The organism is Aurantimonas sp. A2-1-M11, from assembly GCF_036549475.1.
Taxonomy (GTDB): Bacteria; Pseudomonadota; Alphaproteobacteria; order Rhizobiales; family Rhizobiaceae; genus Aurantimonas.
Map to the genome: position 1 here is coordinate 12,108 of NZ_JAZHLI010000022.1, position 14,008 is coordinate 26,115.

At 68.4% G+C, this 14,008-nt stretch carries 14 protein-coding genes; 7 read left to right on the plus strand and 7 right to left on the minus strand.

Going from position 1 to position 14,008, the window contains the following annotated elements:
* Positions 1 to 52 precede the first annotated feature (52 nt).
* The 3 genes from hemA to VQ042_RS11940 form a co-directional block, all read right to left on the minus strand.
* Positions 53 to 1,330, minus strand: coding sequence for a 5-aminolevulinate synthase (hemA, locus tag VQ042_RS11930; RefSeq protein ID WP_331819588.1), 1,278 nt, complete (start codon positions 1,328 to 1,330; stop codon positions 53 to 55).
* Positions 1,331 to 1,593: 263 nt separating this feature from the next.
* Positions 1,594 to 1,782, minus strand: coding sequence for a hypothetical protein (locus VQ042_RS11935; RefSeq protein WP_331819475.1), 189 nt, complete (start codon positions 1,780 to 1,782; stop codon positions 1,594 to 1,596).
* 47 nt (positions 1,783 to 1,829) lie between these two features.
* Positions 1,830 to 2,786, minus strand: coding sequence for an NAD-dependent epimerase/dehydratase family protein (locus VQ042_RS11940; RefSeq protein ID WP_331819477.1), 957 nt, complete (start codon positions 2,784 to 2,786; stop codon positions 1,830 to 1,832).
* Positions 2,787 to 2,904: 118 nt separating this feature from the next.
* Here VQ042_RS11940 and VQ042_RS11945 point away from each other — a divergent pair, with 118 nt between their 5' ends.
* The 3 genes from VQ042_RS11945 (at position 2,905) to VQ042_RS11955 (ending at position 5,638) form a co-directional block, all read left to right on the plus strand.
* Complete coding sequence (locus tag VQ042_RS11945) at positions 2,905 to 3,459, plus strand: sugar transferase (protein ID WP_331819479.1); 555 nt, start codon at positions 2,905 to 2,907, stop codon at positions 3,457 to 3,459.
* Positions 3,460 to 3,579: 120 nt separating this feature from the next.
* Entirely contained in the window at positions 3,580 to 4,896 is a 1,317-nt protein-coding gene (locus VQ042_RS11950) for an NAD(P)H-dependent oxidoreductase (protein ID WP_331819481.1), read from the plus strand.
* On the plus strand, positions 4,877 to 5,638 hold the full coding sequence (locus VQ042_RS11955; protein WP_331819484.1) for an endonuclease/exonuclease/phosphatase family protein: 762 nt from the start codon (positions 4,877 to 4,879) through the stop codon (positions 5,636 to 5,638). The genes VQ042_RS11950 and VQ042_RS11955 overlap by 20 nt, the downstream gene beginning before the upstream one ends.
* A 3-nt stretch (positions 5,639 to 5,641) precedes the next feature.
* On the opposite strand, the gene VQ042_RS11960 is transcribed toward VQ042_RS11955, so the two are convergent.
* The 3 genes from VQ042_RS11960 to VQ042_RS11970 all read right to left on the minus strand — a co-directional run bounded on the left by VQ042_RS11960 (position 5,642) and on the right by VQ042_RS11970 (position 8,018).
* A complete protein-coding gene (locus VQ042_RS11960; protein WP_331819487.1) occupies positions 5,642 to 6,088 on the minus strand; it encodes a MarR family winged helix-turn-helix transcriptional regulator in 447 nt (148 codons plus the stop codon).
* 294 nt (positions 6,089 to 6,382) lie between these two features.
* Positions 6,383 to 7,225 (minus strand): class I SAM-dependent methyltransferase, encoded by an 843-nt coding sequence (locus VQ042_RS11965; RefSeq protein ID WP_331819489.1) that lies wholly within the window; start codon positions 7,223 to 7,225, stop codon positions 6,383 to 6,385.
* 115 nt (positions 7,226 to 7,340) lie between these two features.
* Positions 7,341 to 8,018, minus strand: coding sequence for a glutathione S-transferase family protein (locus VQ042_RS11970; RefSeq protein WP_331819492.1), 678 nt, complete (start codon positions 8,016 to 8,018; stop codon positions 7,341 to 7,343).
* Between the two features lie 241 nt (positions 8,019 to 8,259).
* Here VQ042_RS11970 and pncB point away from each other — a divergent pair, with 241 nt between their 5' ends.
* From pncB to VQ042_RS11990, 4 genes are all read left to right on the plus strand, one after another.
* Positions 8,260 to 9,564: a nicotinate phosphoribosyltransferase gene (gene pncB, locus VQ042_RS11975; RefSeq protein WP_331819494.1), complete on the plus strand. Its 1,305-nt coding sequence runs from the start codon at positions 8,260 to 8,262 to the stop codon at positions 9,562 to 9,564.
* A 111-nt stretch (positions 9,565 to 9,675) separates the two neighbouring features.
* Entirely contained in the window at positions 9,676 to 10,161 is a 486-nt protein-coding gene (locus VQ042_RS11980; RefSeq protein WP_331819496.1) for a MarR family winged helix-turn-helix transcriptional regulator, read from the plus strand.
* 166 nt (positions 10,162 to 10,327) lie between these two features.
* Positions 10,328 to 11,359, plus strand: a complete 1,032-nt coding sequence (locus VQ042_RS11985; RefSeq protein ID WP_331819498.1) for an NADP-dependent oxidoreductase — start codon at positions 10,328 to 10,330, stop codon at positions 11,357 to 11,359.
* A gap of 27 nt (positions 11,360 to 11,386) precedes the next feature.
* On the plus strand, positions 11,387 to 12,061 hold the full coding sequence (locus tag VQ042_RS11990) for a type 1 glutamine amidotransferase domain-containing protein (RefSeq protein WP_331819500.1): 675 nt from the start codon (positions 11,387 to 11,389) through the stop codon (positions 12,059 to 12,061).
* Between the two features lie 128 nt (positions 12,062 to 12,189).
* Here VQ042_RS11990 and ggt read toward each other — a convergent pair whose 3' ends face one another.
* Positions 12,190 to 13,956, minus strand: coding sequence for a gamma-glutamyltransferase (ggt, locus tag VQ042_RS11995; RefSeq protein ID WP_331819502.1), 1,767 nt, complete (start codon positions 13,954 to 13,956; stop codon positions 12,190 to 12,192).
* Positions 13,957 to 14,008 lie beyond the last annotated feature (52 nt).

Consider the following 14,008-nt stretch of genomic DNA (forward strand, 5'->3'; position numbering starts at 1 on the left):
ACGCCACGCATCGCGCGGCGAACCCTCGCGGCGGTTGTCAGCGGACCGGCTGTCAGCCGCCGGCCTGCGAGACCACCAGTGGCGTCACCTTGGTCGACCGCTCGGCCTCCGCCGGCTGCTGGCTGGCGAAGGGAATGCCGATGGTGTTCCAGGTCTCCACCAGAGCGTGCTTCAGGGTCTCGATCAGCACGTCGTCGTGCAGCGGCGTCGGCGTGATGCGCAGGCGCTCGGTGCCCCGCGGCACGGTCGGGTAGTTGATCGGCTGGATGTAGATGCCGTGCCGGTGGAGAAGGTGGTCGCTGGCCTTCTTGCAGAGGTCGGCGTCGCCGACGAGCAGCGGCACGATGTGGGTCTCGGACGGCATCACCGGCAGGTCGGCCTCGCCGAACACCGCTTTGGTCTGCGCCGCCTGCCGCTGCTGGGCGTCCCGCTCGGCCTGGCTGGTCTTCAGATGGCGGATGGACGCGACCGCGGCGGCGGCCAGGGCCGGCGGCAGGGCGGTGGTGAAGATGAAGCCGGGGGCGTAGGAGCGCACCGCGTCGATCAGCGCGCGCGTGCCGGTGATGTAGCCGCCCAGGACGCCGAACGCCTTGGCCAGCGTGCCCTCGATCACGTCGATCCGGTGCGCCACGCCCTCGCGCTCGCAGATGCCGCCGCCGCGCGCGCCGTACATGCCGACCGCATGGACCTCGTCGATATAGGTCATGGCGTTGTAGCGCTCGGCGAGATCGGCGATCGCCGCGATCGGCGCAATGTCGCCGTCCATGGAATAGACGCTCTCGAAGACGATCAGCTTCGGCCGGTTCGGCTCGGCCGCCTTCAGCAGCTCTTCCAGATGGTCGAGGTCGTTGTGGCGGAACACCTGCTTCTTGACGCCGGACTTGCGCACGCCCTCGATCATCGACGCGTGGTTCAGCTCGTCGGACAGGATCAGGCAGTCGGGCAAGAGCTTGGCGATGGTCGAGATCGACGCCTCGTTGGAAACGAAGCCCGAGGTGAAGACCAGGGCGGCTTCCTTGCCGTGCAGATCCGCCAGCTCCTTTTCCAGTTCCACTAGCGGGTGGTTGGTGCCGGAGATGTTGCGGGTGCCGCCGGCGCCGGAGCCCATCGCCGAGACGGTCGTGGTCATCGCCGAGATGACGTCCGCGTGCTGGCCCATGCCGAGATAGTCGTTGGAGCACCAGACGGTGATCTCGGTGGCTTCGCCGTCATGGCGCCAGATGGCCTTCGGAAATCTGCCGGCGATGCGCTCGAGATCGGCGAAGACCCGGTAGCGCTTCTCGGCATGCAAAGCCTCGATCGCAGACTCGAACTGGCCCTGGTAATCGATCATTCCATACTCCTTGTCAGAACCGTTCTAAGAGCCGTTCCAGTCAAAGTCCATCTTTGGCCGGGCGATCCGGCACCGCGGGTTCCGCCATCGTCCCATCGGGAAGCGGAGCGCGAACAGGCACTTCCCCGCCGCGCCCGATGTGGGGGTCGCGGCGGCGCCACGCCCGGCCATTGCGCGCATCGGCCGCAATGCGGCGCCCGGCACCCGGCAAGACCGCCATCCGCGCCGCCGCGCCTCGGGACCGAGCCGGCCCGAATGGATCAGGGCCTGCCCGGATCCTCGTCACCATCGGGCGCGACCTCGGCCGGTTCGTCGGGTTCCTCTGCGCTGGCCGTCGCCGCAGATTGCCGTCTCGCCCGGGCCTGTTCCTTGCGCTTGCGCAAATTCTCGCGCAATTGCGCCTCGAGCCGTTCCTGCCGGGTCTGCTTCGGTCTGTCGTCCTGGCTCATCTACCTGGCACCTCGTTCGCGATCGTTGCAGCGCCGACGGGTTCGGATCAATCGGTCCGTCCCTCGGCGGTTCGGTTGGTCGGCGTCTCGGCCGAAAGGGCGGCGAGGGCGTCGTGCGTCGTGCGTGCTGGGGCCCAGCCGAGCGTCTCCCGCAGATGCCCGGCATCGACGACGAAGGGCGTGTCGAGGGTGGCGACCATCGCCTCGCGACCGGCCAGGCTGGCGAGGCGTCTCGCCAGCGCAGGCGGGACCGGGATCAGGCGGGGGCTGCGGCCGAGCCCGCGGCGCAGCGCCGCGATGATCCCGGCGGTCGACATCGGCGGGTCGCCGGCGACGAGGAAGGTCTCGCCCGCAGCCTCATCGCCGTCGAGTGACAGCATGATGGCGCGCACCAGATCGTCGACGGCCACGAGGCTGCGCAAGGCCGAAAAGCCGCCGAGGGGGAGCGGCAGCTGCGTGCGCGCCAGCCTTGCCAGCGCCGCGATGCCGCCGCGCCCGCCGACTCCGAACACCGGCGCCGGCCGCAGCACGCAGCCGCTGGTCGAGCTTTCGGCCAGCGCTTCCCAGAACGCGACTTCGCCTGCGTGCTTGGACCGTGCATAGGCGCTCTGCGGCGCGATCGGCGATGTCTCGCTGACCGGCCCGGAGGAAGCGGCATGAACATTGGCCGTGCTGACGCAGACCATGCGGCGAACCCCTTCGGCCGCCGCCCGGCGGGCCAGCGCGGCGGTGCCGTCGCGATTGACCGCCATGAGGGCCTCGATGTCGGCGGCATTCGCCGTGCCCCGCTCGGGATTGGCCGCGGCGAGATGGCCCACGGCGTCGATGCCGGCCGGCCAGTCGGGCGTGGTCATGATCTCGGAATGGTCTGCGGGCGCAACGTAGACCCCGTCTCCCGCCGGCCCGCCGCGGCGCAGGACGACGACCTCGTGGCCGCTCGCGGTCAGGGCGGCCTTGAGCCGGCGCCCGACGAAACCGCTGCTGCCTGTCAGAAGGATGCGCAAGACGGGGACACTCCCTGGAACCGTTCGAACCGGTTCTGGCGAAGCCGCGCTTCATGCGCAACGGCCAGACGGTGAAAACCGATTTCCCAGACGCGGCCGATGCTGTAGCGGAATGGCCATGAAACGCCTCTTCGACTTCACTGCCAGCCTTGCCGGCCTGATCTGCCTGGGATGGCTGATCGGCGTCCTCGCGATCTTCGTGCGGCGCGACAGCGAGGGGCCGGGAATCTACGCTCAGCCCCGTGTGGGCCGCGATGGCCGCGTCTTCACCTGCTACAAGCTGCGCACCATGCACCGGGCGACCGCCTCGGCGGCCTCGCACGAAACGCCCGCCTCCGCGGTGACCGCGCTCGGTCGCAGGTTGCGGTCATGGAAGCTGGACGAGCTGCCGCAGCTCTGGAACGTCCTGAGGGGCGAGATGAGCTTCGTCGGCCCGCGGCCCTGCCTGCCGTCGCAGACGCTGCTGATCGAGGAACGCGCCCGCCGCGGCGTCCTGGCCGTGCGCCCCGGTATCACCGGCGAGGCGCAGGTGCAGGGTGTCGACATGTCGGATCCGGTCCGGCTCGCCGAGATCGACGCGCGTTACGTGGCCAGCCGCAGCTTCCTCAGCGATCTGAAGCTGATCCTGCGCACCGTCGCCGGCGGCGGTCGCGGCGACCGGGTGCGTGCCTGACGCCATCTTGCGGGCGGCTTACAACGCCGTAGAAATCCGCTAGGTGTCGGGCGCGAAACGGATGTCCCCGGTCCGTCCCGCCGGATGCGACGTCACCCCAGATGCGAGGATGCCATCCCCATGATCGAACGCGTCGGCTTCGCCGCCGAACTCGCCGCCTACACGGACCGGCATGGTCCGGTGACCATCGGGCTCGCCGGCGCCGGCCAGATGGGCACCGACATCGTCGTGCAGGTGGCGCTGATGACCGGCGTGCGGGTCGGCGCCATCGCCGCCAACAGCGCCCGCCGGCCGATGGAAGCGATTGCCATGGCCGGCCATTCTGCCGATCACGGCAAGCTGGCCGCCAGTGCGTCCGAGATCGACCGCACCATCGAGGCCGGCCGCATCGCCGTCACCGACGATCTGGGCGCCCTCTGCGCGGCCGGCCGCATCGACGTCGTCGTCGATGCCACGGGCAGCCCGGAGGTCGGCACCTTCCTCGCGCTGGAGGCGATCGCCAACGGCAAGCACATCGTCATGCTGAATGTCGAGGCGGACATCACCGTGGGCCGGCTCCTGGCCCGCAAGGCCCGGGAGGCAGGCCTCGTCTATACGGGCTCGGCCGGTGACGAACCGGCCTCGACGCTGGAACTGATCTCGTTTGCCCAGAGCCTCGGCATGGAGATCGTCGCCGCGGGCAAGGGCAAGAACAATCCCCTGCGCCATTCCGCCATTCCCGAGGAATACGCGGAAGAGGCGCGCCAGCGGAACATGAATGCCCGCATGCTGGTCGAGTTCATCGACGGCTCCAAGACGATGGTCGAGATGACCGCCATCGCCAATTGCACCGGGCTGACCCCCGATGTGGCCGGCATGCACGGGCCGGAGGCGACCAGCGACAACCTGGGACAGGTGCTGTGCACCGCCGATGACGGCGGCATCCTGTCCCGCTCGGGCTGTGTCGACTACACGATCGGCAAGGGCGTTGCGCCGGGCGTGTTCTGCGTGGTCAAGCCGCGCCATCCCCGCGCGATCGAGCGCATGGCCGATCTCAAGGTCGGTCCCGGACCCTGCTTCGGCCTGATCCGCCCATTCCACCTGACCAGCCTCGAGACGCCGCTCTCGGCCGTGCGCGCGGTGATCTACCGTCGGCCCGACATGGTGCCGATCGACCGGCCGGTGGGCGAATGCGGCGCGCTGGCCAAGCGCGACCTGGCGCCGGGCGACATGCTCGGCCGGATCGGCGAGGCCGATTACCGCGGCTATGCCATGACCTGGCTGGACGGGCGCGAACGCAAGGCGCTGCCGCTGGGCCTCGTGGAGAAGTCGAAGGTCGTGCGGCCGGTGAAGGCGGGCGACCTTTTGACCCACGACAATTGCGCCCCGGACGAGAGCCTTCTTGTCACGCGCATGCGCGCCGAACTCGACGTCGCCGATGGCCGCTTCGCCGCCTGATCGGGATCGCGCGCCCGGGGCGGTGCTGCGGGCCGTCACCTGGAATTGCCACGGTGCGGTCGGGGCCGACCGCCGCTGCGATCCCGCGCGCACCCTCGCCACCATCGCCCGGATGCAGCCGGACATCCTGGCGCTGCAGGAGGTCGATGGCCGCTCGCATCTCGGCCGGCGCCGCCGCGCCTTCGAATTTCTGTCGGCCGGGCTGACGGAGGCTGACGGAGGCCACATCGTCGAGGCGCGCACGGTGCGCCGGACCGATCGCGACTATGGTCATCTTCTGTGGTCGCGCTGGCCGGTCGTATCGGCGACGGTCCATGCGCTCCCCGAACCCGGCTTCGAGGCGCGCGCCGCCATCGAGGCCGTTCTGGCGACGCCGGCCGGGCGGCTGCGGGTGCTGACCTTCCATCTGGGCCTGCTGCCCCGCCAGCGGCGGGCGCAGGCGCGGTTCCTGGCAGAGCGCGTCGATGCGGCGGACGAGCCGGTGCTGGCGATGGGGGACGGCAACGATTTGAGGCTCGGCGGCAGCCTGCACACGTGCCTCGCGCCGCGCCTGCCGGTGCATGTCGCGCCGCGCAGCTTTCCGGGGCGATGGCCTCTGATGCGCCTCGACCGGATCTATGCCTCGGCTGGCTTCTTGCTCGCGGCCCATCGGGTCGACGCGCCATCGGGACCCGCCTCGGATCACCGCGCGGTCGTGGCCGATCTCGCCTGGCCGGATGGTTCGCCGAACGTGGGCGACTAGCGCCTATTGGCTTTCGGCGCTCTCGGGCTTCACCGCCGCCTGATCCGGGCGGGTCGAGCGGATGACGATGTCGAGATTGTGGGCAAGGCTTTCCCGGCTCGCTTCGTCGAGCGTCTCCAGCGCCGCGGCGATGCGCTGCAGCGGGTCTTTCTTGAGCAGCGCGCGGCCGCGCTCGGTCAGGCCCAGCTCCTCGGCACGGCCGCGGCCGACGCTGCCGCGCTTGGTGACATAGCCCTTCGTGATCAGCGTGCGGACGGTCCGCGCCACGGCGCCGGACGCCAGTCCCTGGAAGCGCGCCAGGTCGATCGCCGTGCGCAGATGCACGGGCGCTGAATGGATGTAGCGAAGCGCCGCCCATTGCGCCGGAAACAGCTTGGACGCGTATCCCTGCGAATGCAGTCGCCGTGCGATCTGCTCCAGCTGGCTGGCCAGTTCCGTTGTAGATATCATCGGCATTCCGCTGCGATTGGAGGAAATCCCCGCCAAGCGTGGACCGGAATTGAAAGGTTGCATCGTCTACAATAGCTAGTTCTTCAAGATTATCTATCGAATGTCTGAAGAAATACTAAAGATGAGTTCAGTAGATATTTAAAACTTTCAGTATTTATCGCCTGAACGCGACGCAGAAGGTGATTCCCTTCGGTCGGAAGACGCAGTATATCGGAGCATTTACGTCAGTGCCGCTACGTGACTCGGCGTGCTGGGGTCTGCGCCGCACGACCTCGATACGTCCTGTCTGGGCGGTCAATCCGGCGAGATTGAGGAGTGCCGACAGGCGATTGTCGCGCCATGGGGCCCGATGGTGGCGGCAGGGTGGGTGACGGGAAGAGTAGGAAACGGGTGGACGCCAAAGCCCCGCCGTCTGCCGGGAACGCGCAGCCAGTACACGCGGAGTGGCTGCACCAGGATATGCATGCCGTCCTCGATCTCCGCTTCGGCTTCGAAACGGGCTTCGACTGCGCTGCGATTGTCCGCGACGGCGGCCGCGCGCAGCGGTTCGACCGCCTCGAGACGGGTGATGAACTGCCCGACATCGCGGAACCGTTCGCCGCGCTGGTAGACGACGTTGCCGCGCAGGGTAAAGCGGCCGGCGCGCACCGCATCCGCCACCGCCATGCCGGCGGCTTCGCGGATCTCGCTCTCGTCCTCGACCGGGCGCATCGCCTCGAAATAGGGCCCCTCGGCCAGGGGCTCGACGACGAGGATCGTTCCGCCGGGACGCGTGACGCGCGCCGTCTCGGCCAAAGCGGTGGACATGGCGGCGACCGGCACGTGATGCAGCGAATTCAGGAAGATTGCGGCGTCGAAGCGGCCGTCCTCGAAGGGCAGGGCTTCGGCCGTGCCGACCTCGACGACTGCCTCGGGCGCACTGGCACGGGCCGCCGCGACCGCGGTCTCGCTCGGGTCGATTCCGGTCACGGCCAAGCCGCGGGCAAGAAGGCTGCGGGCCAAGAGACCACGCCCGCAGCCGATGTCGAGCACCGATCTGGCGGCTTCGCCCGCCAGCACCTCGCCGATCACGGCTGCGGTGTCACCGGACGCGAACGCCGCGTTCAGCGCATTCTGGGTGGTCTTCGGGTCGCTCATCGGCTTGTCCTCATCCTCCGGGCGCGGGAAAACGACCCGCGCCCGAAGCGACGATAGACGCACGCTTCACAGGGGCAAGAGCCGGGGCGCCGATTGCGCGCGTCGGTGAGCTGGCTCAGCTCTGTGCGTAGTTCTGTGGAAACAGCGCGCGCAGGGCGACGTCGTCGCGCTCGGACTTGAAGCCGACATCGCTGCCGACTTTACGTGCCTCGGCGACAGTCGGGCGGGCATCAATCGCCGCGAACCAGCGCGACAGGTTCGGATATTTCGCCAGTTCGCCGTCGCCCAGCACCATCTTGACCCGGTCGATCCAGCCCCAGGCCGCCATGTCGACGATGGTGTAGTCGTCGCCGACGAAGAAGTCGCGGCCCGCCAGATGATCGTCCAGCACCTGGTAGTGCCGCTGGGCCTCGCGCAGATAGCGGTTGGCGGCATAGTCCGACTTGTCCTTGCCGACGGTGCGGAAATGCACCGACTGGCCGGAATAGGGGCCGAGGCCGGTGGCGATGAACATCAGCCAGGACAAAAGCTCGCCGCGGTCTTCCGCCTTGCCGGCGAACTTGCCGTGCTTGTCGGCGAGATAGAGCAGGATGGCGTTGGAATCGAAGATGCGCTTGCCGTCGTCCTCGATGGCCGGCAGCTTGCCGTTGGGGTTGATGGCCCGGAAGGCCGGTTGGTGCTGCTCGCCCTTCAGCGTGTCGACCGGCACCAGCTTGAAATCGAGGCCGGCTTCCTTGAGGAACAGCGCGACCTTCATCGGGTTCGGCGTCGGGTGGAAGTAGAATGTCAGCATCCGGACATCTCCCTGTGAATGAAATTCGGTCCGCCTATGCTGTCGCGTGACGGCGCCAGGGCAAGGACGACATTGCGTTCATCGATCGCGCCTGTCGTGCCGCCGGCCAGGCGCCGGGGATAGCCGGGCCGGGCGCGTGCTTTATCCTTTTCGCCAAGTCATGTAACGGCATTGGCGCGGACCCGCGCAGACGGGAACGCCGCGGGACGCGGCGGCAACCGGGAACTGGAAGAGGGCCGGCATGGTCGCCACGGATATCGCCACACGGGTGTGGAACCACACGTTCAAGCTCGACACGATCGTGCGCAGCCTGCTCGACACGGATTTCTACAAGCTCCTGATGCTGCAGATGGTGCACGGCCTGCATCCGGACGTGCAGGCGACCTTTTCCCTGCACAACCGCTCCCGGCAGGTGCGCCTTGCCGAGATCATCGACGAGCAGGAGCTGCGCGATCATCTCGACCATGCCCGGACGCTGTCCTTCACCAAGCGGGAGATGATCTGGCTGGCCGGCAACACCTTCTACGGCACGCGGCACATCTTCCGGCCGGACTTCCTCGAATGGCTGCAGCATTTCCGCCTGCCGGAATACGAGCTGCGCCGGGTCGACGGGCAGTTCGAGCTAGATTTCCACGGCCCCTGGACCCACACGATGATGTGGGAGATCCCGGCCCTGGCGATCATCAACGAATTGCGCTCGCGCGCCGCGATGAAGGATTTCAAGCGCTTCGAGCTCGACGTCCTCTATGCCCGCGCCAAGGCCAAGATGTGGGGCAAGGTCGAGCGACTGCAGGCCCTGCCCGATCTGCGCATCTCCGATTTCGGCACGCGCCGGCGGCACTCCTTCCTGTGGCAGCGCTGGTGCGTGGAGGCCCTGAAGGAAGGGCTGGGCGACCGCTTCCTCGGCTCGTCCAACGTGCTGCTGGCGATGGAGACCGATCTGGAGGCGATCGGCACCAATGCCCATGAACTGCCGATGGTGATGGCGGCGCTCGCCGGCAGCGACGCCGAACTGCGCGAGGCGCCCTATGCCGTACTGCGCGAATGGCAGAGCTATTACGGCGGCAATCTGCTGATCGTGCTGCCCGACACGTTCGGCACCCCCGCCTTCCTGCAGGAAGCGCCGGAATGGCTGGCCTCCTGGACCGGGTTCCGGCCGGATTCGGCGCCCCCCATCGAAGGCGGCGAGGAGATCATCGCCTGGTGGGAGCGCATGGGGCAGGATCCGCGGGACAAGCTCCTGGTGTTCTCGGACGGCATGGATTCCGACACGATCGAGCGGACCTACCGCCATTTCGAGGGCCGGGTGCGCATGAGCTTCGGCTGGGGCACCAACCTCACCAACGATTTCCGCGGCGCCTCGCCGGAGCCGAGCACCGGGCTCGATCCGATCTCGCTGGTCTGCAAGGTGACGTCGGCCAATGGCCGCCCGGCGGTGAAGCTGTCGGACAATCCCGCCAAGGCCAGCGGCGATCCGGACGCCGTGGGGCGCTATCGCCGGGTGTTCGGCGAGGCGGCCTATGCCGAGCGCGCGCTCGCCGTCTGAGACGATCCTGGCCACGGCCCGGCAACCCTGTCGCCATCGGCGGCGGGGAAATCGCCACGGCGGAGTGCGCTATGGCTTGCTTATCATAAGCAGAGTTACCAGATCGCAGCCATGACAGAACGATCTCCCCCGAGCCTGGGCTTTCTCCTGATCGACGCCGCGCGTCTCATCCGCCGCCGCTTCGAGCAGGAGAGCCGCGATCTTGCCATGACGTCGGCGCAACTGCAGATCGCTGCCCGCCTCGCCAAGAACGAGGGTATCGGACAGGCCGCCCTGGCCGCACTGCTGAAACTCGAGCCGATGACCGTGTGCCGGCATGTCGATCGCATGGTCGCGGCCGGTCTGGTGGAGCGGCGTCAGGACCCGAGGGACCGGCGGGCGCGCCAGCTGTTCACGACCGACAGGTGCCGGGATCTGATCGAGCCGATGCGCGAGCGCGTAGCCGCCGTCTTCGAGGATGCCCAGAAGGGGCTGTCGGAGGTAGAGCGCCGCAATCTCGTCGCCGCGCTGGAGTCCGTGATCCGCAATCTGTCGACGATCGAGGCAGGCGAGAGCGCGAGCGGCGCAATCCGCGAACCGGCAGAGTTGGCCGCCTGAACGCGCAACCGGACAAGGCCGACTGAACGGTCCGAGCCGGCCGCTCATCCGGGCGTGCCCTCACCGATGCCCGGCGACCACATGCCCGCGGGCCGATGGCGTGATCAGACACGCGCGCCGTTTCCGTCCCTTGAGACTGACACCCCTTTCCATGATGGAGAACACCATGCCCCAGTCGAACGATGCGAACCGCCGCTATGTGCTGGCCGAACGCCCGAAGGGCGAGCCTGACGACAAGACCTTGCGCCTGGAAACGGTCGATCGGCCGACGCCCGGCGAGGGCCAGATGCTGCTGCGCAACGCGTATCTGTCGCTCGATCCCTACATGCGCGGCCGCATGAGCGATGCGCCGTCCTATGCCGCGCCGGTCGAGGTCGGCGGCGTGATGGTGGGCGGCACCGTCTCGCAGGTCGTCAGCTCCAACGTCGACGGCTTTGCCGAGGGCGACTGGGTCGTGGCCTTCGGCGGCTGGCAGGATTACGCCTTGTCCGATGGCACGGGCGTGATCCCCATGGGGCCGAACCCGCAGAATCCCTCCTGGGCGCTCGGCGTTCTCGGCATGCCGGGCCTGACCGCCTGGGCGGGCCTGACCCAGATCGGCCAACCGAAGGCGGGCGAGACCCTGGTCGTCGCCGGTGCCAGCGGCCCGGTAGGCGCGACCGTCGGGCAGATCGGCAAGATTCTCGGCTGCCGCGTCATCGGCATCGCCGGCGGCGCACAGAAATGCGCCCATGTGGTCGACACGCTCGGCTTCGACGCCTGCGTCGACTACAAGGCCGACGGCTTTCCCGAGGCGCTGAAGGCGGCCGCTTCGGACGGCATCGACATCTATTTCGAGAATGTCGGCGGCGCGGTCTTCGACGCGGTGCTGCCGCTGCTCAACCCCTCGGCCCGCATTCCGGTCTGCGGCCTGATCTCGCAATACAACGCGACCGCGCTGCCCGACGGTCCGGACCGGATGAATTATCTGATGGGCCAGATCCTGCGCAAACGCATGACCATGCGCGGTTTCATCGTGTTCGACGATTTCGGCCATCTCTATCCCGAATTCGCCAGCCAGATGGGCGCCTGGGTCAAGGACGGCCGGATCGCCTATCGCGAGGAAATGATTGCCGGCCTGGAACGCGCGCCGGAGGCCTTCATTGGGCTCCTGAGAGGTGACGCTTTCGGCAAGCGCGTGATCCACCTCGACGACTGACACCGACATTTCAAAAGGTACCACACCATGAAGATCCTGATGGTTCTGACCTCGCACGACCAGCTCGGCGACACCGGCAACAAGACCGGCTTCTGGCTCGAGGAATTCGCCGCGCCCTATTACGTGTTCAAGGACGCCGGCGCCGACATCACCCTTGCCTCGCCCAAGGGCGGCCAGCCGCCGCTCGATCCCAAGAGCGACGCCGAGGACGCCCAGACCGAGGCGACCAAACGCTTCAAGGCCGATCCGGCCGCGCAGCAGGATCTGGCGAACACCAGGGTCCTGTCCACCGTCGGCGCCGACGGCTTCGACGCGATCTTCTATCCCGGCGGCCACGGCCCGCTGTGGGATCTTGCCGAGGATGCCGACAGCCGCACGCTGATCGAGACCTTTGCGCGGACCGACCGGCCCGTGGGCGCGGTCTGCCATGCGCCGGCAGTATTCCGCCATACCCAGAGCGCCGACGGCAAGTCGCTGGTCGCGGGCCGGACCGTGACCGGTTTCACCAACACCGAGGAAGAGGGCGTCGGCCTCACCGATGTCGTGCCGTTCCTCGTCGAGGACATGCTGGTCGCCAATGGCGGCCAGTACCAGAAGGGCGAGGACTGGGCGTCCTTCGTCGTCACCGACGGCAAGCTGGTGACCGGCCAGAACCCGGCGTCGTCCGAGGAAGCCGCGCGCAAGCTGCTGACCTTCCTCTAAGGACATGTCGCCGGGGTGCCATCGCGGCGCGGCGGTCCGTCTTCCGCCTCAGCCCGTCGGGACCGTCCCGGCGGGCTTTTTGCTGTCGAGCGCCTCCGCCCATCGCGGCGCGGCGGTCCCTGCGCGCGTCAATCGCCGACGGCGACGCCCTCCCGCCGCGGATCGGCGCCGCCTTCCAGCCCGTCGGGCGTGATGACGATGCCGTGGAGCCCGGAATCGAGATCGGTCTCCTCGACCGTGAAGCCGCGTTCCCTCAGCGGAGCAGCGAGCGCCGTGGCGCTGGTGCCGGCTTCGACGTCGAAGGTGGCGAAGCGGTTGACCAGATGCGGCATGGCGATCGCCTGCTGCACGTCCATCTCCCAGTCGAGCATGGCGATCAGCGCCTGCGCCACATAGCCGATGATGCGGCTGCCGCCCGGCGAGCCAATGGCGATGACCGGCGCGCCGTCGCGCATGACGATGGTCGGCGCCATGGACGAGCGCGGGCGCTTGCCCGGGGCGACGGCATTGGCGATGACGTGGCCGTCCGCATCGTGGGTGGCGAAGGAGAAGTCGGTCAGCTCGTTGTTGAGCAGGAAGCCGCCGGTCATCAGCCGCGAGCCGAAGCCGTTCTCGATGGTCGTCGTCATGGAGACGACATTGCCCGAATCATCGACGATGGCGAAATGGCTGGTCGACGGCAGCTCGATGGCGACGTCGTCGCCGAACAGCATCGCGTGGTCCCAGGGCGGCATGCCCGGCGTCACCGCATCGTCCGCCAGCGCGTCCTCGCCGGACAGAAGCGTGGCCCGGTCCGCCAGATAGTCGGGATCGAGCAGGCCACGCAGCGGCATCGGCACGAAGTCGATGTCGGCCATGTAGCGGCCGCGATCGGCGAAGGCGAGGCGCGACGCGTCACCAATCAGCCGCCAGGCCTCCGGGCTGTCTGGGCCGAGCGCGGCCATGTCGCTGGGGGCGATGAGGCCGAGGATCTGGCCGATCGTCAGCGCGCCGGAGGAGGGTGGTCCCATGCCGCAGACGTCGGCGGCGCGGTAGGCGAAACACACCGGCTCGCGCTCGACGATGGCGTAGCCGGCGAGATCGGACAGGGCGAGCCTGCCCGGATTGCCTGCGGCGTTCCGGACGGTGTCGACGATGCCCTGCGCGACGGGTCCCTCGTAGAACCCCTCGGCGCCCTTCTCGGCGATCGTCGCCAGCGTGTCGGCATAGGCGGGGTTGGTCAGGATCGTGCCGACCGGCAGCGGCTCCCCATCATCGGCAAAGAAATAGTCACTGGTGGCCGGGTAGCGCGACAGCCGCTCCCGGTCTTCGCCGATCAGCGCATTGAGGCGCGGCGAGACGGCAAAACCCTTGCGGGCGAGGTCGATCGCTGGCTGCACGACGGATGCCCAGGGGAGCGCGCCGTAGCGTTCATGGGTGTCGAAAAGGAGCCGCACGGTGCCGGGGGTGCCGACCGAACGGCCGCCGACGACCGCGTCGTAGAAGGACAGCGGCTCACCGGCCTCATCGAGAAACAGCGTGGGCGTCGCGGCGGCCGGCGCGGTCTCGCGGCCGTCGAAGGTGGTCAGCCGGCCGGCCTCGGCATCGAAGAAGACCAGGAAGGCACCGCCGCCGAGGCCCGACGATTGCGGCTCGACCAGGCCGAGGACGAGCTGTGTCGTCACCATGGCGTCGATGGCGTTGCCGCCGCCGCGCAGGATGGCGAGCCCGGCCTGCGCAGCCAGCGGATTGGCGGCCGCCACCATCTGCCGCTCGGCCCGCACCAGGGCCTTGTCGGCGGCGCCCGTCGCGATTTCCGGCTGGACGGTATCGGCGGCCTGTTCCTGGGCGAAGGCCGGTCCGGCGAAGGCGAGGCTGAGGCCGAGCAGCAGCCCGGCAAGCGGCGAACGATGCATGGCGCGATCCTTCCGATGATAGCGAAGGCTAGCGCGGCCGGCGGCTGCACGG

Bases quoted from the DNA above. Each gene is read 5' to 3' on its own strand.
- VQ042_RS11945 (WP_331819479.1), top strand. From the start codon at position 2,905: ATGAAACGCCTCTTCGACTTCACTGCCAGCCTTGCCGGCCTGATCTGC.
- VQ042_RS11985 (WP_331819498.1), top strand. From the start codon at position 10,328: ATGCCCCAGTCGAACGATGCGAACCGCCGCTATGTGCTGGCCGAACGC.
- ggt (WP_331819502.1), bottom strand. From the start codon at position 13,956: ATGCATCGTTCGCCGCTTGCCGGGCTGCTGCTCGGCCTCAGCCTCGCC.
- VQ042_RS11970 (WP_331819492.1), bottom strand. From the start codon at position 8,018: ATGCTGACATTCTACTTCCACCCGACGCCGAACCCGATGAAGGTCGCG.
- pncB (WP_331819494.1), top strand. From the start codon at position 8,260: ATGGTCGCCACGGATATCGCCACACGGGTGTGGAACCACACGTTCAAG.
- VQ042_RS11990 (WP_331819500.1), top strand. From the start codon at position 11,387: ATGAAGATCCTGATGGTTCTGACCTCGCACGACCAGCTCGGCGACACC.
- VQ042_RS11955 (WP_331819484.1), top strand. From the start codon at position 4,877: ATGGCCGCTTCGCCGCCTGATCGGGATCGCGCGCCCGGGGCGGTGCTG.
- VQ042_RS11950 (WP_331819481.1), top strand. From the start codon at position 3,580: ATGATCGAACGCGTCGGCTTCGCCGCCGAACTCGCCGCCTACACGGAC.
- VQ042_RS11935 (WP_331819475.1), bottom strand. From the start codon at position 1,782: ATGAGCCAGGACGACAGACCGAAGCAGACCCGGCAGGAACGGCTCGAG.
- VQ042_RS11980 (WP_331819496.1), top strand. From the start codon at position 9,676: ATGACAGAACGATCTCCCCCGAGCCTGGGCTTTCTCCTGATCGACGCC.
- VQ042_RS11960 (WP_331819487.1), bottom strand. From the start codon at position 6,088: ATGATATCTACAACGGAACTGGCCAGCCAGCTGGAGCAGATCGCACGG.
- VQ042_RS11965 (WP_331819489.1), bottom strand. From the start codon at position 7,225: ATGAGCGACCCGAAGACCACCCAGAATGCGCTGAACGCGGCGTTCGCG.